At 72.0% G+C, this 18,314-nt stretch carries 20 protein-coding genes; 10 read left to right on the top strand and 10 right to left on the bottom strand.

Annotated features, from left to right (window positions below; genetic code table 11):
- Positions 1–73 precede the first annotated feature (73 nt).
- A complete protein-coding gene (locus FVE25_RS47370; RefSeq protein ID WP_157254115.1) occupies positions 74–472 on the top strand; it encodes a hypothetical protein in 399 nt (132 codons plus the stop codon).
- 16 nt (positions 473–488) lie between these two features.
- On the opposite strand, the gene FVE25_RS47365 is transcribed toward FVE25_RS47370, so the two are convergent.
- From FVE25_RS47365 to FVE25_RS47350, 4 genes are all read right to left on the bottom strand, one after another.
- The gene (locus FVE25_RS47365) at positions 489–1,559 is read right to left on the bottom strand and encodes a DmpA family aminopeptidase (protein WP_157254114.1); all 1,071 of its coding nucleotides are present in this window, start codon (positions 1,557–1,559) and stop codon (positions 489–491) included.
- Between the two features lie 135 nt (positions 1,560–1,694).
- The gene (locus tag FVE25_RS47360) at positions 1,695–3,029 is read right to left on the bottom strand and encodes an RNA polymerase sigma factor (RefSeq protein WP_157254113.1); all 1,335 of its coding nucleotides are present in this window, start codon (positions 3,027–3,029) and stop codon (positions 1,695–1,697) included.
- A 169-nt stretch (positions 3,030–3,198) separates the two neighbouring features.
- On the bottom strand, positions 3,199–3,519 hold the full coding sequence (locus FVE25_RS47355) for a hypothetical protein (RefSeq protein ID WP_157254112.1): 321 nt from the start codon (positions 3,517–3,519) through the stop codon (positions 3,199–3,201).
- A gap of 47 nt (positions 3,520–3,566) precedes the next feature.
- On the bottom strand, positions 3,567–4,691 hold the full coding sequence (locus tag FVE25_RS47350) for an AMP-binding protein (RefSeq protein WP_157254111.1): 1,125 nt from the start codon (positions 4,689–4,691) through the stop codon (positions 3,567–3,569).
- A gap of 49 nt (positions 4,692–4,740) precedes the next feature.
- Here FVE25_RS47350 and FVE25_RS47345 point away from each other — a divergent pair, with 49 nt between their 5' ends.
- Both FVE25_RS47345 and menD read left to right on the top strand, forming a co-directional pair.
- Positions 4,741–5,667 (top strand): o-succinylbenzoate synthase, encoded by a 927-nt coding sequence (locus tag FVE25_RS47345; RefSeq protein WP_281367979.1) that lies wholly within the window; start codon positions 4,741–4,743, stop codon positions 5,665–5,667.
- Complete coding sequence (gene menD, locus FVE25_RS47340; RefSeq protein ID WP_157254109.1) at positions 5,664–7,319, top strand: 2-succinyl-5-enolpyruvyl-6-hydroxy-3-cyclohexene-1-carboxylic-acid synthase; 1,656 nt, start codon at positions 5,664–5,666, stop codon at positions 7,317–7,319. Before FVE25_RS47345 ends, menD begins: the two co-directional genes overlap by 4 nt.
- A 73-nt stretch (positions 7,320–7,392) precedes the next feature.
- Here the strand turns inward: menD and FVE25_RS47335 are convergent, their stop codons facing one another.
- On the bottom strand, positions 7,393–7,968 hold the full coding sequence (locus FVE25_RS47335; protein WP_157254108.1) for a hypothetical protein: 576 nt from the start codon (positions 7,966–7,968) through the stop codon (positions 7,393–7,395).
- A 321-nt stretch (positions 7,969–8,289) separates the two neighbouring features.
- Here FVE25_RS47335 and FVE25_RS47330 point away from each other — a divergent pair, with 321 nt between their 5' ends.
- Both FVE25_RS47330 and FVE25_RS47325 read left to right on the top strand, forming a co-directional pair.
- Positions 8,290–8,655 carry a DUF4180 domain-containing protein gene (locus FVE25_RS47330; RefSeq protein WP_157254107.1) on the top strand — a complete coding sequence of 122 codons (366 nt, stop codon included), beginning with the start codon at positions 8,290–8,292 and terminating at the stop codon, positions 8,653–8,655.
- Positions 8,656–8,663: 8 nt separating this feature from the next.
- Positions 8,664–9,290 carry a formylglycine-generating enzyme family protein gene (locus FVE25_RS47325; protein ID WP_157254106.1) on the top strand — a complete coding sequence of 209 codons (627 nt, stop codon included), beginning with the start codon at positions 8,664–8,666 and terminating at the stop codon, positions 9,288–9,290.
- On the opposite strand, the gene FVE25_RS47320 is transcribed toward FVE25_RS47325, so the two are convergent.
- The 4 genes from FVE25_RS47320 to FVE25_RS47305 all read right to left on the bottom strand — a co-directional run bounded on the left by FVE25_RS47320 (position 9,268) and on the right by FVE25_RS47305 (position 12,697).
- Positions 9,268–10,359, bottom strand: coding sequence for a glycoside hydrolase family 26 protein (locus FVE25_RS47320; protein ID WP_157254105.1), 1,092 nt, complete (start codon positions 10,357–10,359; stop codon positions 9,268–9,270). The two genes, FVE25_RS47325 and FVE25_RS47320, sit on opposite strands and share 23 nt — an antisense overlap.
- 145 nt (positions 10,360–10,504) lie before the next feature.
- Positions 10,505–11,245, bottom strand: a complete 741-nt coding sequence (locus tag FVE25_RS47315) for a GntR family transcriptional regulator (RefSeq protein WP_157254104.1) — start codon at positions 11,243–11,245, stop codon at positions 10,505–10,507.
- 9 nt (positions 11,246–11,254) lie between these two features.
- The gene (locus tag FVE25_RS47310; protein ID WP_157254103.1) at positions 11,255–11,953 is read right to left on the bottom strand and encodes an HAD family hydrolase; all 699 of its coding nucleotides are present in this window, start codon (positions 11,951–11,953) and stop codon (positions 11,255–11,257) included.
- 102 nt (positions 11,954–12,055) lie between these two features.
- Positions 12,056–12,697, bottom strand: coding sequence for a GntR family transcriptional regulator (locus tag FVE25_RS47305; RefSeq protein ID WP_157254102.1), 642 nt, complete (start codon positions 12,695–12,697; stop codon positions 12,056–12,058).
- 20 nt (positions 12,698–12,717) lie between these two features.
- Between FVE25_RS47305 and FVE25_RS47300 the strand changes: the two genes are divergently transcribed.
- Positions 12,718–13,905 carry a CaiB/BaiF CoA transferase family protein gene (locus FVE25_RS47300; RefSeq protein WP_157254101.1) on the top strand — a complete coding sequence of 396 codons (1,188 nt, stop codon included), beginning with the start codon at positions 12,718–12,720 and terminating at the stop codon, positions 13,903–13,905.
- A complete protein-coding gene (locus tag FVE25_RS47295) occupies positions 13,902–14,711 on the top strand; it encodes an HpcH/HpaI aldolase/citrate lyase family protein (RefSeq protein ID WP_157254100.1) in 810 nt (269 codons plus the stop codon). Before FVE25_RS47300 ends, FVE25_RS47295 begins: the two co-directional genes overlap by 4 nt.
- A 71-nt stretch (positions 14,712–14,782) precedes the next feature.
- Here the strand turns inward: FVE25_RS47295 and FVE25_RS47290 are convergent, their stop codons facing one another.
- A complete protein-coding gene (locus tag FVE25_RS47290) occupies positions 14,783–15,424 on the bottom strand; it encodes a TetR/AcrR family transcriptional regulator (RefSeq protein WP_246268609.1) in 642 nt (213 codons plus the stop codon).
- Between the two features lie 130 nt (positions 15,425–15,554).
- On the opposite strand from FVE25_RS47290, the gene FVE25_RS47285 reads away from it, so the two are divergent.
- The 3 genes from FVE25_RS47285 to FVE25_RS47275 are packed head-to-tail and all read left to right on the top strand — an operon-like array spanning position 15,555 to position 18,312.
- Entirely contained in the window at positions 15,555–16,526 is a 972-nt protein-coding gene (locus FVE25_RS47285) for a sugar ABC transporter substrate-binding protein (protein WP_157254099.1), read from the top strand.
- The gene (locus FVE25_RS47280; protein ID WP_157254098.1) at positions 16,523–17,557 is read left to right on the top strand and encodes an ABC transporter permease; all 1,035 of its coding nucleotides are present in this window, start codon (positions 16,523–16,525) and stop codon (positions 17,555–17,557) included. The genes FVE25_RS47285 and FVE25_RS47280 overlap by 4 nt, the downstream gene beginning before the upstream one ends.
- Positions 17,554–18,312, top strand: coding sequence for an ATP-binding cassette domain-containing protein (locus FVE25_RS47275; RefSeq protein ID WP_157254097.1), 759 nt, complete (start codon positions 17,554–17,556; stop codon positions 18,310–18,312). Before FVE25_RS47280 ends, FVE25_RS47275 begins: the two co-directional genes overlap by 4 nt.
- Positions 18,313–18,314: the final 2 nt, after the last annotated feature.

The following is an 18,314-nucleotide window of genomic DNA, read 5'->3' as shown; positions in this document are numbered from 1 at the left end:
GTCCGATTACTGGCCGTGTCCCGCGACGGCGTACGCTACGCCTGGAACGCAGCAGTGAGAAAGGGAAGAGTCGATGGCGTTTTTCCGTCCCCGGGTGAGCCGTGAGGCCGAGGTGCGCTACCACGCGGACATCGAGATCTCCAAGACCTTCCCCGAGCTCCTGGGCAAGGCTCGCGAGGCGGAGCGGACGGTGCGCGACCTGCGCGCCGCCCAGGCCGACGACCTCGAGCTGATGGCGGCCGGGCAGGCGTTCGACAAGGCGCTCACCGAGGCGCTGCGCGGGGCCGAGGCCGGGCAGCGGGCCACGTTCGGCGTCAAGGCTTACGACGACCGCATCGCCCGCCGTAAGGCCAAGGCCACGCCCGCGGGGGCCGAGTGGTCGGCCGAGGTCGAGCGGCTGCGCACGCTGCGCGAGGAGAACCGGCTGTGGGGCATCCCGCGGCTGCCCCGGCCGGTCCCGTCCTCGTACTGAGCGCTGCCGGGGTGGTTCAGCTCGCGCGCGTCAGCAGGTCCGTGAGGCGCTCCAGGGGCAGGCCGGGGGAGCGGTGGCCGTCGCGGCCGACGGTGTCCTCGGCGGCCGTCAGCGCGTTGAGCACCGCCTCCTCCACCGCCTGCACCACCGCGTCGTAGAAGCGGTCCATGCGGCCCCACGGCACGAAACGCAGCGCCTCATAGTCCTCTCCGGCGGCGAATCCGCTGGTCAGCGCGCCCTCGTTGGCCGTGGAGAAGGCCAGGAAGATGTCGCCGGAGAAGTGGCTGCCCGTGGTGCCCGTCCTGGCCAGGCCGAGCGGCACCCGGCGCGCCAGCGCCTTGCACTGGCCGGGCAGCAGGGGCGCGTCGGTGGCCACCACCACGATCACCGAACCGGCGCCCTCCCGCGTGCGCGCGGCCATCGGGTTGTCGTCCATGAGCGCCGGGCCCACCCGGTTGCCGGCCACGGTCAGCTCGGCCCGGCTGCCGAAGTTCGCCTGCACGAACGCGCCCACCGTGTAGGAGCGGTCCACGTACTCCACCACGCGTGAGGACGTGCCCGAGCCGCCCTTGAAGCCGTAGCAGTTCATGCCGGTGCCGCCGCCCACGCTGCCCTCCGCGGGGGTGCCGCCGGCGGCCGCGTCGATCGCCTGGCCGGCGTGCTCGGGGCGGACGTGGGGGGCGTTGATGTCGTTGAGGTAGCCGTCCCACGTCTCGGCCACCACGGGCAGCAGCCACTCCTCGGCCAGCGCCGGATGCTTGTCCGCCACCCAATCGATCACGCCCCGGTGCACGGTACCGACGGCGTGGGTGTTGGTGATGGTGACCGGGAGGGTCAGGGCGCCGCTCTCCTCGATCCAGGTCACGCCGGTCATCTCGCCGTTGCCGTTGAGCGAGTGGACGCCCGCCGCGCACGGGGTGCCGACCCCGTCGCGGCCACGCGGGAGGATCGCCGTGACACCGGTGCGGGCGGTGCCCTCGGTCAGGGTCACGTAGCCGACCTCCACGCCGGGGACGTCGGTGATGGCGTTGTGGGCGCCCGTGGCGCCGTCTAGGGAGATGGGCAGGGCTCGGGCGCGTGGCCTCATTCGGTGCTCTCCTCCAGGGGGTGCCCGCTTGGTCACCTCACAGTAGTGCGTCCGCCCGTTTTGCTGCTGTCCAGTACCCCTGTGAACCCTGGAAAGGGGATCGCCCGGCGTCCTGGTGGGCGCCGGGCGCGGTTCTCAGCTGGCCCAGTCGAGCAGGGGCCGGGTGTTGCTGGGGTGGCGGAGCTTGGACAGGGATTCCTTCTCCAGCTGCCGGATCCGCTCCCGGGTGAGGCCGAGGTGCTTGCCGATCTCGTCAAGGGTGTGCGGCTTGCCGTCCACCAGGCCGAAGCGCAGGGCCATGATCTTGGACTCGCGCGGCGACAGGTTCTCCAGGACGCCGCGGAGCTGGTCGCCCAGGAGCTGGCGGTCGACGATCTCGGATGCCTCGGGGGAGTCGACGTCCTCGATGAGGTCGCCGATGGTGGTCTCGCCGTCCTCGCCGATGGTGGCGTTGAGCGAGATGGGCTGGCGGCTGGTGCGCAGGAGCTCCTCGATCTGGTCGGGAGTCTTGTCCAGCTCCACCGCGAGCTCTTCCGGCGTGGGTTCGCGGCCCAGGCGCTGGTGCATGTCGCGCTCGATGCGGGAGAGCTTCGACAGCATCTCCAGCACGTGGACGGGCAGGCGGATCGTGCGGGCCGAGTCGGCGAAGCCGCGCTGAATGGCCTGCCGGATCCACCACATGGCGTAGGTGGAGAACTTGAAGCCCTTGGTGTAGTCGAACTTCTCCACGGCGCGGATCAGGCCGAGGTTGCCCTCCTGGACGACGTCCAGCAGCGACATGCCGCGGTCGGTGTACTTCTTGGCGACGGAGACGACCAGGCGCAGGTTGGCCTCGAGCATGTGGTCCTTGGCGCGGCGGCCGTCCTCGGCGACCATTTCCAGGTCGTCGCGCATCGCCACGGGACAGTTGTCGTCGTCGAGCTTGTACTCGGCGTACAGCCCGGCCTCGATACGGCGGGCGAGCTCGACCTCCTCGGCGGCGGTCAGCAGCGTGCGGCGGCCGATCGACTTGAGGTAGGTGTGCACCGAGTCGCCCATGACGGACTGGTTGTCGTCGAGGTCGAGCGGCTCCTGCTCCAGGTCGACGTCCTCGTCGCTCTCCTCGGCCGAGGCGGCCAGGGTCAGCTCGTCGGGCTCGTCGTCGGTTCCGGGCTCGGCGGCCGGCGGTCCGGCGGTCTCCTTGACAGCCTTTGTAGTCTTCTTGGTGGCGGTGCTCTTCTTCGGAGCTGTGGTCTTCTTCGCGGCGGGAGCCTTCCTCGCCTTGGCGGTCAGGGCAGGCTCGTTCTCCGCGGCCAGGCTGACGCCGGCCTCGGTCAGCTCGCGCAGGATGGATCGGCCCTCGGCAGGGCTGATGCCGGCGTGCGCGAACGCGTCGCGCAGCTCCGCGAGAGAAAGGTGACCCTGAGCTCGCCCTCGGTCAAGGAGCTGGTCGAGGGTCGCGGGCGGGGCCGCCACGGCGGTTCTGGGCATGAGGACACCTCCTCCATACGGAGTCGAAGCGATCAGGCAGATTGTGGTGGGGCGGGTGTGTGACCGCTCAGCGCACCAGTATCAATAACGTCATTCGCCGCCGTTTGTTCCCGGACGAGCAAAAAAGGGTGAACCGCGGACAATGCGATCCACCCCACACCCTGCGGAATTACTCCGCCAGTTCGAATGAATCCGCCGGTCCGACCTCGACCTCGGGCATCGGCATGGGTTCCGCGCTCTCCATGCGCTGCTCGGTCCAGTAGTCCAGGACCTTGCCCGGGTCGGGGTTGATCTCCTCGGAGACCACGAACCCGTCCGTGGAGGTGGGGGTGGGCGTGGGTTTGGGCGCGGACTCCCGGATCTTCGCCTGGGTCTCCGCGCGGGCCTGTTCGACCCGGCCCGCCGAAGCGGCTGCCGCGACGGTTGCGCCTCCGACGAGGATGACGCCGACGGCCGCCGCGGACGCCCACATCTTGCGGGTCTGGTTCATGAAGGCTCCCTACTGTCTCTCGCCACCTATGACGCAGCCGGGCCCTGTCAGGTTCCGGTCCGCAACATGGCGAGATCGGTCTTTCCATTCGGAAGGAGCGGAAGGCTGGTGAGAAGCCGCAGTTCGCGGGGGGCGGCGTGGGGCGGCAGCCGGTCTTTGGCGTAGGCGCGCAACTGGGCCAGCGTGGGCGGGCGGCCGGCGTCGGCGGGCACCACGACGGCCACGACGCGCTCGCCCCATTCGGGGTCGGGGGAGCCGATGACGGCCACGTCGGCGACCTCCGGGTGCGAGCCGAGCACGGCGGCCACGACCCCGGCCACGACCTTCTCGCCGCCGGTGTTGATGACGTCGTCGGCCCGGCCGAGCACGCGCAGCCGCCCGGCGTGCAGTTCGCCGAGGTCGGAGGTGACGAACCAGCCGTCCTCGAACGGCGCGGCGCCGAAGCGGTAGCCGGAGAACAGGACGGGCCCGGCGATCCGGATGCGGCCGTCGCCGCCGATTTTGAGATCTACATCGTAAAGGGGCCGGCCGTCGTACACGCAGCCGCCGCTGGTCTCGCTCATCCCGTACGTCGTGACGATCCGGGCGCCGAGTGCCCGGGCCTCCTCCAGCAGGCCGGGGCGGGGCGCCGCGCCGCCCAGCAGGATGGTGCGGAAGACCGACAGGTTCGCCCTGCGCTCGGCGAGCCGGTGCAGCTGAGTCGGCACCAGCGAGACGTGCTCGGCGCCCGACGACAGCACCGCCCCGGGGTCGAACCCGTCGTGGATGACCGGCTCGCTGTCGCTGAGCATCGCCCGGACCAGCACCTGCAGCCCCGACACGTGCGACGGCGGCAGGCAGCACAGCCACCGCTCGCCCTTGACCGCCTCCAGCCTGCGCAGCGACGCCCGTGCCGAGGCCCGCAACGCCTCGGCGCCGAGCATCACGCCCTTCGGCACGCCGGTGCTGCCGCTGGTCGCGATCACCACCGCGACGTCGCCGGGCACGCCTTCGCCGCCGGCCCGCCGTACCCCGTCGAGGTGGGTGGGACGCAGGGCCGCGAGCGTCGCGGCGGCGTCGCCCGGGGGAAGCGGGAGCACCGCGGGCCCTTCGCCGGACAGTGCCTCACGGATCGCCGCGAACAACCGCGGACCGGGCGGCAGCGCAAGGGCGTGCAACGCTTTGCTCACCATGCTCGTAAGGTTAGTGGCGACAGATCGGATATTCAGTGCGGGGAGGGTCGTGGAGCGTTCTCCCGTCGTCTTCCGGATCCCCATGCGTGACCGCTTCCGGGGTCAGAGCGCCCGGGAGGGCATGCTGATCCACGGGCCCGCCGGCTGGGGTGAGTTCTCGCCGTTCCCCGAGTACGGCCCGCGCGAGTGCGCCCGGTGGCTGGCCTGCGCCCGGGAGGCCGCCTTCGAGGGCTGGCCCGCGCCCGTGCGCGCGTCGGTGCCGGTCAACGCGACCGTGCCCGCCGTGCCACCGGAGCGGGCTTTCGAGCTGGTACGGCGGGCGGGCTGCGGCACGGCGAAGGTGAAGGTGGCCGAGCGCGGCCAGGACTTCGCCGAGGACATGGCCAGGGTGGAGGCGGTACGCGATGCCTTGGGCCCCTCCGGCAGGATCCGCGTGGACGCCAACGGCGCCTGGAGCGTGGACGAGGCGGTGCGGCGGCTGAAGGCGCTGTCGCGCTTCGGCCTGGAGTACGCCGAGCAGCCCTGCGCCACGCTGGAGGACCTGGCCCGGGTGCGCCGGCGTGCCGGGGTGCCGATCGCCGCCGACGAGTCGATCCGCCGGGCCGAGGATCCGCTGCGGGTGCGTGCGGCCGAGGCGGCCGACGTCGCGGTGGTGAAGGTGCAGCCGCTGGGCGGGGTGCGCAACGCGCTGCGCGTGGTGGAGGCGTGCGGGCTGCCCGCGGTGGTCTCCAGCGCGGTCGAGACCTCGATCGGCCTGGCCGCCGGGCTGGCCCTGGCGGCCGCGCTGCCCGAGCTCCCGTACGCGTGCGGTCTGGGGACCATGACCCTGTTGTCGGGAGATGTCGTGAAAGACTCGCTCGTGCCGGTCGGCGGGGAGATCGAGGTTCGCCGCCCGGTTGTCGATGCTGGGCTTTTGTCGGAATTTGAGATCGAATCCCCCTTGTGGCTTCGCCGGATGCAGGAGGCTGCTTCGTGAACCCCGCCACCGCGCTGGCTACCGTGCTGGTCGACGAGCTGGTGCGCTGCGGGCTCACCGACGTCGTGCTGGCGCCCGGCTCCCGCTCGGCCCCGCTCGCGCTGGCCCTGCACGCCGAGTCCCGGGTCCGCCTGCACGTGCGCATCGACGAGCGCTCGGCCTCGTTCCTCGCGCTGGGCCTGGCCAAGCGCTCCGAGCGGCCGGTCGCGCTGCTGTGCTCCTCCGGTACGGCCGCCGCCAACTTCCACCCGGCCGTCATCGAGGCCGGCGAGTCGGGTGTGCCGCTGCTCGTGCTGACGGCCGACCGCCCGCCCGAGCTGCGCGGCACCGGCGCCAACCAGACCATCGACCAGATCAAGCTGTTCGGCTCGGCCGTCCGCTGGTTCGCCGAGGTCGGCGTGCCGGAGGACCGCCCCGGCCAGGTGGCGTACTGGCGGTCGCTGGCCTGCCGCGCCTACCAGCGGGCCCTCGGTCCCTCCGACCCGGGTCCCGTCCACCTCAACCTGGCCTTCCGCGAGCCGCTGATCCCCGACGGCGACACCACGTGGTGCGAGTCGCTCGACGGCGACGCCAACGGGCCGTGGGTGCGGGCCCGGGTCGCGCCGCCGCCGGTCGCCCTGCACATCCCGCCGACCCGGCGCGGCGTCCTGGTGGTGGGGGACGGCGCCGCCAACGTGCGCCGGTACATCGCCGCCGCCGGCATGGCCGGCTGGCCGGTGCTGTCGGAGCCCAGCGGCAGCGGGCGCTACGGCGACCACGCCATCTCCACCTACCACTTCCTGCTCGGCACGCCCGAGTTCGCCGACGCCCACCAGCCCGACGTGGTCGTGACCCTCGGCCGCCCGGGGCTGTCGCGGCCGCTGCTGTCGTGGCTGAAGCGCGCCGAGGAGCACATCGTCGTCGCGCCCGACCTGGCCCGCTGGCCGGACCCGACGCGCTCGGCCACCCAGGTCGCCCAGGCGGTCGAGATTCCCGTCGCCTCCGGGGACGACACGTGGCTGCACGCCTGGCGCGGCGCCGAGGCCGCGGCGCGCGCCGCCATCGACGACCTGCTCGACTCCTCCGGCATGAGTGAGCCGCGGCTGGCGCGCGACCTGGTGGACGCGCTGCCCAACGGGGCGCTGCTGTTCACCGGCTCGTCCATGCCGATCCGGGACCTCGACCAGGCCATGCGGCCGCGGCGGGGGATCCGGGTGCTGGCCAGCCGGGGGGCCTCGGGCATCGACGGGCTGGTCTCCACGGCCATGGGGGCCGCGCTCGGGCACAACGGGCCGTCGTTCGCGCTGCTGGGCGACCTGTCGTTCCTGCATGACCAGAACGGGCTCATCCTCGGGCCTCGTGAGCCTCGGCCGGATCTGTGCTACGTCGTGGTCAACAACGACGGCGGGGGGATTTTCTCGCTGTTGCCGCAGGCGGCCCTGCGGGATCCGTTCGAGCGGGTCTTCGGCACGCCTCACGGGATTGACCTCGGGTATGTCTGCGCGGCTACCGGGACGCCTTATACGCTGGTCGGCGATCTTTCTGAGCTGGCCAAGGCGTTGCGCGGGGAGGGTCCGCGGGTCGTGGAGGTGCGGACGGAGCGGGAGGCCAACGCCCTCGTCCACGCCCAGCTGCGGGAGGCCGCCCAGACGGCGATCCGGGCGGCGCTCTGATCGGGATGCCCGCTCTCGCTCCGGGCGGTGTGGACGCGGCCGGTGCGCTTCGGGCGGTGTGCCGGCAGCGTGTTCAGCGTGCGGTGGCGAGGCCGTACTCGCGGGACGGCTCGGCCGTCCACAGCCGGACGGCCAGCCATGCCACCCCGGCGGCGGCCACGACCAGGCCGAGCAGGTAGAGCGGCTCGGGGACCACGTTCCTGAGGGAGCCGGGGACCATTCCGGCCGCGAACAACGCCACGGCGCCCCCCGGCAGCGCTCGTGAGCGGATCGCGGCCGCGGCGAACGTCAGGACGCCCACGAGCAGGAGCACGGAGGTCACCAGGAAGGCGCGGCCCGTGCCGCCTGACACGAGGGTGGCGATCGTGGCCCGGTCCAGGCCGGGGAAGACGAAGTGCAGGGTGTACTCGACGGCGAAGGCGCCGGCCAGGCCCGCGGCGTTGAGGGTGAAGCCGATCAGGCCCAGGCGGCCGGCCGTACGGGCGATGAGGAGATAGCAGCCGGTGATCGCGAACAGGCCGGCCAGGGGCGCCAGCGGGGCTATGGCGTGGGTCAGGGCGGTTTCCGGGAGGAAGCCCGCTCGGCGGGTGGTGTTGACGACGAGGACCACGGCGCACACGAATCCGGCTGCTGCGGTGAGACGGAACATCGGTCATCTCCGGAGGTTTCTGTGGATGGACGCTCGTATCGTCTGCGGTCGCAGGGGTCCGGGTGTAGGGGGCGGGCGGGGTCGTAAGGAGGCTGAAAGAATCCTTACGACCCTGCGGAAAGGGCTCGCTCCAGCAGGGCCCGGACGTTGTGGAAGGCGTCGCCGGACTCGCCGCGAGCAGTGAACGGCTCCGGATCGCTCAAGCGTCTTGGTGTGCTTGGCCTCGAACAGCACGGTGAAGCCTGATGTCCTTATCCTTCCCTGTCATTCCCTGACTTCCTTTATTATGGGGCGTGTTGGGGAATGTCGATGGAGGTTGTCATGGCGGATGTGGTGCAGGAGCGGGCCGGGGTGCAGGTGCTGGTGTGCGATCCGGCCGGGCCGGTGCTGGCGAGCGAGCGGGACGCGCTGGACCTCATCGGCGCGACCTATCACGGCGCCGAGGTCGTGGCGGTGCCCGCCGAGCGGCTGGACGCGCGGTTCTTCTCTCTCGGGACGCGGTTCGCGGGGGAGATCATGCAGAAGTTCGTCAGCTATCGGGTGCGGCTCGCCGTGGTCGGCGACATCGAGCGGCACCTGGAAGGAAGCTCGGCGTTGCGGGCGCTGGTGGAGGAGTCCAACCGGGGCGGGCAGGTGTGGTTCGTGCCGGACCTGCGGGCGCTGGACGATCGGCTGCGTGCGGCTTGAGCATGGACATGGCGGACGTCCCGGCGGGGAGGATCTTCCTGCGTGACGAGGGCACCCGGGCGTACTGGAAGGCGGAGGTGCCGGCCTTCCGGCTGGCTGTCCACCAGGTGACGCGGGCGGAGTACGCGGCCGTGCTCGGCCGCGCGCGGGACGGGCGGGCCCGGTGGCCGGTCACCGAGGTGTCCTGGCCGGAGGCGGTGGAGTTCTGCGACCTGCTCTCGCTGGCCCAGGGGCTGCGGCCCTACTACCGCGAGGGTGCGGGGGACGGCTACCGGCTGCCCACCGAGGCGGAGTGGGAGCACGCCTGCCGGGCGGGCACCGCCGGTGAGCGGTACGGCGAGCTGGACGCCATCGCCTGGCACCGGGGGAACTCCGGCGGCGCCCCTCACGAGGTCGGCTCCAGGCAGCCGAACGCCTGGGGGCTGCACGACATGATCGGCAACGTGTGGGAGTGGTGCTGGGACCTGTACGACCCGGCGCGCTACGGGGAGTACCGGGTCTTCCGGGGCGGCGGCTGGCTGGATCCGCCCTGGGGGTGCCGGGCGTCGGCGCGCCGCCGGTCGCATCCGTCCTTCCGCATCGACGACCTGGGGTTCCGGGTGGCCAGGTCGGTCAGCCGGCGCCGCGCTGGTTGAGGTAGGGGTCGCGGCCCACCTCGGCGAAGGTTTCCAGCACGCCCGGCCCCTCCAGGCGGAAGTCGCAGCCGTCCGGTGACTCGGGGTTCAGTACAGCGTTCCATTGCAGCAGCGCCTTGACGTTGGGCATGCGCTTGAGCGCCTGGGGGATGCCCTGGAACCACGTGGCCTTGGCCGCGGCGTCGCGGGGGTCGACCTCGGTGCCGTACTCGCCGATGATGATGGGCTTGGCGGCGAACCCGTTGGCCTGGAACCAGTCGTAGGTCGGCTTGAGGGTCTGCTCGAAGCTCTTCCAGGCGGCTCCGCGGCAGGTGGCGAAGTTGTAGGGGTCGTAGCTGATCCAGTCGACGTACTCGTCACCGGGGTACAGGCTCTTCCAGGTGTCCTTGTACTCCATGAAACCGGTCACCGCCCACACCCAGATCACGTTGGTGACGCCCAGGTCGCGGAACCGGTCGTGGATGTGGCGGTAGGCGGCGACGTACTCGGCGGGGGTCCCGCTGGTGGTGCGCCGGTCCATCTCGCCGTCGAAGCCGATCATGACGGGCCTGCCGTACTCCTTGATGCGCGCGGCCTGCTTGTCGATGACGGTGGCGTCCATGGCGCCGGAGGCGATGTCGCGCCAGCGCAGGGTGCGCTCGGGGGTGCCCCAGATCTTGGCCTCCCAGCTCAGCAGCAGGATGCGGTCGCGGCCGAGGGCGACCTCGTCCTCGCGCATGAACGTGCCGTTGCGGCCGGTGGACATGTCGTGGTAGCTGAAGACGATGTCCAGTTTGCGGCCCAGTCGGGATTCCATGTCGCCGACGGCCTGGCCCACGGTGGTGCGGTTGTCGCGCGGGGCGATGTACATGCCCCAGTAGGCGCCGCAGGGCGGGACGAGTTTGTCCGTGGGGGCGCAGCCCGGCGTCGTCGCCGCGGGGGAGGGCGGCGACGGGGCGGCGGCGCTCTGGGAGGGCTGTGCGGCCGGCGGGGTGCCGGAGCAGCTCGCGCCGAGCAGCATGAGGAGGCTCGCGGTGACGGTCCATCGGGCCCGCGCTGTGCCGTGCCGTCCCGCAGGTGTTCGCGACAAGACCGGCTGCTCCTAGTCGTCTTAGTAGTTAATAATTCAAGCATTAACCGGTGCGCTTGCCCCCACGACGACTATAGGAGCGGGATCAGGGGCTGTTGCACCTGCCGTACCTGCAGGTTTGCTGTGAATCTACGATGATCGGCAGTCAGCGCTCGATGAGCGTGACCTCCAGAGAGTAGTGCGAGGCCCGGTAGACGTGCGAGCCGTACTCGACGGCGCGGCCCTGGTCGTCGTAGGTGGTGCGGACCATCGTCAGCAGCGGGGCGCCGCGGCGCTCGCCCAGGAGCTTGGCCTCCGAGGCGCTCGCCGCGCGGGCGCCGATGCGCTGGTTGGCCACGCGCATGCGGACCCCGGCGCGGCGCAGCAGTTCGTACAGGCCGCGTTTCTCCAGCTCGGCGGCCTTCAGCGGGGCCAGGCCCAGCGGCAGCCAGTTGTGCAGCACGGCCAGCGGCTCGCCCGAGGCGAACCGCACGCGCTCCAGGTAGAGGCCCTCCGCGCCCGCCTCGACGCCGAGAAGGGCGGCGATCTCCCCCGGCACCGGCCGCGGCTCCAGGGTCAGCACCCGCGTGGCCGGCTCCTGCCCGGCGCGGCGCAGGTCGTCGTAGAGGCTGGTCAGCTCGACCGAGCGCTTGACCTGCCCGTGCACCACCTGCGTGCCCACCCCGCGCTTGCGCACGAGCAGGCCCTTGTCCACCAGGTACTGGATCGCCTGGCGGATCGTCGGCCGGGACAGCCCCAGCCGGTCGGCCAGCATGATCTCGTTGTCCAGGCGGGATCCGGGCGCGAGATCCCCGCGCCGGATGGCCTCGGCGATCTGCTCGGCCACCTGGAAATACAGGGGGACGGGGCTGGATCGGTCCAGATCGATCGCCACATGTGCGGACATGCTGAGAGGTTAGCCGAGGTCAGAATGTCCTGACAAATAGCCGGGAAGCTCGCTCAGCGTGGCTATGCTCCCGAACCCCGGCGGAGCCGTGCCGCCGCCCGCGCGATCCAGCCACACCGAGCGCATCCCCGCGGCGGCCGGGGCGGTGACGTCGTTGGTCAGATCATCGCCCACGAGCAGAATCTCCTGCGGCGCCAGCCCCATCACCTGCGCCGCCGCGCGATAGCAGCCGGGAGCGGGCTTGAACAGCCCGCCGAGCACGTCCCCGCTCAGGACCGGCCCCAGACCGGCCAGGCCGATCGCGCTCATCTTGGCGCTCTGGATCGGGGCGCTGCCGTTGGTGAGGACGCCGAGGCGGTAGCCGCCGAGCAGGCTCATGGTCTCGTGCACGTCGGGGTAGGGGGTCCAGCCCTCGCGATAGTGCGCGGTGTAGGCGGCATAGGCCGCATCGAGGTCATCGGGTACGGCCAGCGTCAGCGCCTCCAGGAGGCCGCGGACCCGTTCGCGGCGTTGTTCCTCCAGCGTGCAGGCGCCTTCGTGCCAGGCGGTCAGGTAGGTCTCCTCCAGGTCCTGCCACAGGCGCGGGGCCTCGGCCAGGCGGGGATGGCCCGGGGAGCGGGACTCCACCCAGGCGGTGACCCCGGCGTCGGCGGCGGCTCGGTGGTCCATCAGGGTGCCGTCGAGGTCGAAGAGTATGCCTTTGATCACCCGGACATCTTCTCTCGAACCCGGATCCACGGGATCGCCCAGGGTGTGGTGAGCGGGGGGACTGTGGGCCCGGCGGGACATCCATGCCCGTGCGGTGAAGGCTCAGCGTGCGCGCCGGTGCCGGCCGGCCTGCCGTACGTGCTCGATCATGACGCGCTCGGCGGTGGCGGCGTCGCGGGCGGCCAGGGCGTGCAGGATGGCGGCGTGCGCCTCCAGCTGGCGGGCGGCCAGGACCGGGTCCAGCCACAGGGATGCGGCGGCGGGGACGGGGACGCTGGTGCGGACGGCGCGGGCCTGCTGGCCCAGGTAGGCGGGGCCGCCGATGTCGGTGATGCGCAGGTGGAAGTCCTGGCTGCGCGCCCCCAGGCGGGTCAGGCGGCCCCGGCCCAGGTCGGCGGCCATGCCCTCGTGCAGGGCGCGCAGGGAGCCGAGGTCGGCGGGGCTGATGCGGGCGGCGGCCAGCCGGGCGCCCAGGCCCTCCAGGACGGCGCGGACGCCGTAGTACTCCTCCAGCGCCTCGTCGCCCAGGTCCACGACCGTCGCCCCGTGGTGTGCCTCGTAACGGATGAGGCGGTCGTTCTCCAGGCGGCGTAGCGCCTCGCGGACGGGGGTGACGGAGACGCCGAGCCGCTGGGCGACCGCGGCGGCGCGCAGCGCGGTGCCGCCCGGGATGCGGGCGGTGCGGATCTCGTCGAGCAGGACCCGGTAAACGTAGTCGGCCTTGCTCTCGGGCGGCGTAGACATTTCTTATAAGTTATATGGTTATGGGAAGTCTTGCCGACCTTCGGGTGATCGATATGGCGACGTTGTTCGCCGGACCCTCCGCCGCGATGATGCTGGGCGACTTCGGCGCCGACGTCATCAAGATCGAGCATCCGCGGCGGGGCGACCCGTCACGGGGCCACGGCGCCGCCGTCGACGGCGTGGGGCTGTGGTGGAAGACGCTCTCGCGCAACAAGCGCAACGTGGCCGTCGACATGTCGCGCGCCGAGGGGCAGGAGATCGTGCGCCGCCTGACGGGGCGGGCGGATGTGCTGGTGGAGAACTTCCGGCCGGGGACGCTGGAGCGGTGGGGGCTCGATCCGGCCGAGCTGCTGCGGGACAACCCGCGGCTGATCGTGGCGCGGATGACCGGGTTCGGGCAGTTCGGGCCGATGGCCGGGCAGCCCGGGTTCGGGACGCTGGCCGAGGCGATGAGCGGGTTCGCGGCGATGACCGGCGAGCCGGACGGGCCGCCCACGCTGCCGCCGCTGGCGCTGGCGGACGGCATCGCGGGGCTGGCCATGTCGTACGCGATCATGGTGGCTCTGCACCACCGGGAGCGGACCGGGCGCGGCCAGATCATCGACCTGGCGATCATCGAGCCGATCCTGGGGCTGCTCGGGCCGCAGATGAGCGCGTACAAGGCGCTCGGGGTGGTGCCGCCGCGCACCGGCAACCGCTCCAGCAGCAACGCGCCGCGCAACACCTACCGCACCAGGGACGGGCGCTGGCTGGCCGTCTCGACCAGCGCGCAGCCGGTGGCCGAGCGGGTGGTGACCCTCGTGGGGCGGCCGGATCTGGTGGAGGAGCCGTGGTTCGCCAGCGGGGCCGGGCGGGTGCGGCACGTGGAGGAACTGGACCAGGCGGTGGCCTCGTGGATCGCCGCCAGGGACGCCGAGGAGGTGATCGCCGCGTTCGAGGAGGCCCAGGCGGCCATCGCGCCGATCTACGATGTAAAGGACATCGCCGTGGATCCGCAGTACACCGCCCTTCAGACCTTCGTCGACGTCGAGGACGACGAGCTCGGCTCGGTGACCATGCAGAACGTGATGTTCCGCCTGTCGGAGACGCCCGGCGAGATCCGCTGGGCGGGGCGGGCGCTCGGGCACGACACCGACGAGGTGCTGGCCGAGCTGGACATCCCCGCCGAGCGCATCGCCGAGCTGCGGCGCATGGGGGTGGTCGCGTGATCGTCACCTGGTTGTACGTGCCCGGCGACCGGCCGGAACGCTTCGCCAAGGCGGCGGCCTCGGGGGCGGACGTGGTGATCGTCGATCTGGAGGACGCGGTCGCGCCCGCGCGCAAGGAGGAGGCGCTGGGCAACGTCCTGGCCTTCCTGCGGGAGCGGCCGGAGGGCCCGCGGGTGCACGTGCGGGTCAACGACCTGGCGACCGAGCGGGGCCGGGCGGACCTGCGGGCGCTGGACGGGCTGGCGGGGCTCGACGGGCTGCGCGTGCCCAAGGTCGAGTCCCCCGGGGTGCTGGACGGCATCCGCACGCCCGTCTACGCGCTGCTGGAGTCGGCGGCCGCGATCCTCGGCGCCGCGGCGATCGCGGCGCACCCGGCGGTGGCGGGGGTCGCGCTGGGGGAGCAGGACCTCATGGCCGAGCTGTCGATCACCGCCCCGGAGGCGCTGGACCAGTTGCGGCTGCAGGTCGTGCTGGCGGCCGCGGCGGCGGGGCTGCCGCCGGTGCCGATGTCGGTCTATCCGGACATCCGCGACGAGGACGGGCTGGTCGCCTCGTGTCTGCGGGGGCGGGCGCTGGGGTTGTTCGGGCGTTCGGCCATCCATCCGGCGCAGGTCCCGGCCATCCGGCGGGGCTTCCGGCCGAGCGAGGAGGAGGTCGCCGGGGCGGCCGAGGTGGTCGCGGCGGCCGAACGCGCCGGGGCCGCGGGTGTGGGGGCGCTGGCGCTGGCCGACGGGCGGTTCGTGGACGCGCCGGTGGTGGCGCGCGCCCGCCGCACGCTGGCGCTGGCCGAGCACCTGGCGCCGTGAACGCCCGGCCTCCTGAAGCCCCGGCCTCCTGAAGCGCGGGGCCCGGCGGGCGGTACGGCCGGCCGTACCGCTCAGGGGTTCTTGGGCACCCACCGGGCCCGCAGCTCCGGCGGGGTCGGCGGGTTGCCCGGCAGGGGGCGGGCGGCGGAGGGCAGGTGGATGGCGTCGAGGACCAGGGCCAGGTAGCGCCGGCGCAGCTCCGCCGTACGGGCCTCGTCGCCCAGGCGGACCGAGGCGAGCTGTTCGAACAGCAGGGCGATGTCGGAGTTGGTCACGTCGGGCCGCAGGGCGCCGGCGTCGCGGGCGCGGTCGGGCACGGCGTGGGACAGTTCGCCGCCGCGCTGGGAGAGCACGAACAGCTCCTCGGTCGGCTGGAAGGTGCCGGCCAGGGAGATGGTGAGGGAGTGGGTGTCGGCGTCGACGACCTCCTCCATGAAGCGGACGAAGGCGTCCCAGGGGTCCAGGGCGGGGTCGAGGGCGCGTTCGCCGGCGTGGTTGTAGGCGCGCATGCCGTCGGCGCACAGCTTCTGCAGCAGCGCGTCCTTGCTGGGGTAGCGCCGGTAGAGTGCGCTGATGCCCACCCCGGCGCGCTCGGCCACGGCGGCGATGGGGGCCAGGGGGTTGGCGGTGAAGACGTCCTTGGCCGCCTGGAGGATCACCTCGTCGTTGCGGGCCGCCTGCTTCTTGCGGCCGCTCATCGGTGCGCTCGTCATGGTTCCAGCATAGCACTGGAACAGAGAATTCCGTTCTGCAACATACGTCTTAATGTCACGACAAATCGTTGACAGGGGCGGGCCGTGCGGTTAGAACCGGGACAAGCCGATGGTCTTGGAGGTCGAAGCCATGAAGCGAACCCGGATCGTGGTGGCCCTGCTGGGAGCCCTGGCCCTCGCTGGATGTTCCAGCGGCGGGCAGAGCGCCGCGAGCTCGGCCCCGGCCGCCGAGGCGCCCGCGGCCTCGGGGTCCTACGCCGTGATCACCCACGCCGCCGCCGGCGACAAGTTCTGGGACGTGGTCAAGAAGGGGGCCGAGGCCGCCGGGAAGCAGTACGGCGTGAACGTCACCTACCAGGGCGACGGCGAGGCGGGCAAACAGTCGCAGCTCATCGACCAGGCCGTCGCGCAGAAGGTGGACGGGATCGTGGTCTCCATGGCCAACCCCGACGCCCTCAAGGAGGCCATCGGCAAGGCCGTGGCCGCCAAGATCCCCGTGGTGACGATCAACTCCGGCGCCGAGTCGTCCAAGGCGTTCGGCGCGCTCACCCACGTCGGCCAGTCGGAGGACGTGGCCGGGCGCGGCGCCGGCGAGCAGCTCAAGGCGGCCGGCGTCACCAAACTGCTGTGCGTGATCCACGAAGCCGGCAACATCGGGCTCGAGCAGCGCTGCAAGGGCGCCGAGCAGAGCCTGGGCGGCACCGTCGAACGCCTGCAGGTCGACGTGGCCAACCTGGCCGACGTCACCTCCAAGGTCGCGGCCAAACTGCAGTCCGACACCTCCGTCAACGGCGTGCTCACCCTCAACCCGGGCGTGGCCGTCGCCGCCCGCGACGCGGTCAAGGACGCCGGCTCGCAGGCCAAGCTGGCCACCTTCGACCTGTCGCCGGACGTGATCGGCGCGATCAACGCCGGAGAGGTGCTGTTCGCCGTGGACCAGCAGCAGTACCTGCAGGGCTGGCTGCCGATCACCTTCCTCAAGCTCTACAAGGACAACCTCAACACCGTGGGCGGCGGCCTGCCCGTCAACACCGGCCCCGGCTTCGTCACCAAGGACAACGCCGCGCAGGTGGAGAAGCTGGCCGGAGAAGGCACCCGGTGACCGGGCCGAGCGCCGACGAGCGGCTGGCCGACGCCGGCCGGCTGCGGCGGCTGCTGATCCGGCCGGAGCTCGGCGCGGCCGTGGGCGCGATCGCCGTCTTCGCCTTCTTCGCCGCGCAGTCGGCCGTCTTCCGCTCGCCGGCCGGCGTGGCCAACTGGCTGGACCCGGCCGCCACGCTCGGCATCATGGCGGTGGCGGTGGCGCTGCTGATGATCGGCGGCGAGTTCGACCTGTCGGCCGGCGTGCTGACCGGTACCGCCGGGCTCATCCTGGTCACGCTGGCCACCGAGTACGGGATGAACGTCTGGCTCGCCCTGCTCACCGGCCTGGCCGTGGCGCTGGGCGTCGGCTTCCTCAACGGGCTGATCGTCACCCGCACCCGGCTGCCCAGCTTCATCGTCACGCTCGGCACCTTCCTCATGCTGCAGGGCGTCAACCTCGGCGTCACCAAGCTGATCACCGGGACGGTCCAGGTCAGCGGGCTGCGCGGCGCCTCCGGCTTCGAATCGGCCAGGGTGATCTTCGCCGGCACCGTCCAGGTCGGGCAGGTGCACTTCCGGGTGGCGATCCTGTGGTGGCTGGCGCTGACCGCGGTGGCCACCTGGGTGCTCGTGCGCTCGCGGCCCGGCAACTGGATCTTCGCGGTCGGCGGCAACGAGCAGGCCGCCCGCGCGGCCGGTGTGCCCGCCGCCCGCACGAAGATCGCGTTGTTCATGACGACCGCGTTCGCCGCCTGGCTGGTCGGCTCGATCATGGCGCTGCGCTACACCTCCGTGCAGGCCAACAGCGGCATCGGGCAGGAGTTCATCTACATCATCGCCGCGGTGATCGGCGGCTGCCTGCTCACGGGCGGGTACGGCTCGGCCGTCGGGGCCTCGGTCGGCGCGGTCATCTTCGGCATGGCCGACAAGGGCATCGTCTTCCTGGGCTGGGACGCCGACTGGTTTACGTTCTTCTTGGGCGCGATGCTGCTGCTGGCCACGCTCGCCAACCATCTGGTGCGGCGGTACGCGGAGGAGGTGAGGCATTGATCCTCGAGACCAGGGCGATCGGCAAGCGGTTCGGCTCGGTGCTGGCGCTGCGCGAGGTGTCGATAGGCGTGGCGGCCGGCGAGGTCGTGTGCGTGCTCGGCGACAACGGCGCCGGCAAGTCCACGCTCATCAAGATCCTTTCGGGGGTGCACCGGCACGACTCGGGCGAGCTTGTCGTGGAGGGCGCGGCCGTCTCCTTCTCCGGTCCCCGCGAGGCGCTGGAGCGCGGCATCGCCACCGTCTACCAGGATCTCGCGATGATCCCGCTGATGTCGGTGTGGCGGAACTTCTTCCTCGGCGCCGAGCCGCGCAAGAGCTTCGGCCGCTTCGACGTGGCCACGGCCCGGCGCGTGGCCCGCGCGGAACTGCGGGCGATGGGCATCGACATCCGCGACGTCGACCAGCCGGTCGGGACGCTGTCGGGCGGCGAGCGCCAGTCGGTGGCCATCGCCCGCGCGGTGCACCGGGGCGCCAAGGTGCTCATCCTGGACGAGCCCACCTCCGCGCTGGGCGTCAAGCAGGCCGGGGTGGTGCTGCGCTACATCGCGCGAGCCCGCGACCGGGGGGTGGCCGTGGTGTTCATCACCCACAACCCCCACCACGCCTACCCGGTCGGCGACCGCTTCCTGCTGCTCAAGCGCGGTGCCGCCCTGGGTGTGTACGGCAAGGCGGACATCACCCGCGAGGAACTGACCGCGCTCATGGCCGGAGGCGCGGAGCTGGCGGAACTGGAGCACGAACTGCGCCGCGAGTAGCC

This window comes from Nonomuraea typhae, assembly GCF_009760925.1.
GTDB lineage: Bacteria > Actinomycetota > Actinomycetes > Streptosporangiales > Streptosporangiaceae > Nonomuraea > Nonomuraea typhae.
This window is presented reverse-complemented; position numbering and strand designations above follow the sequence as displayed.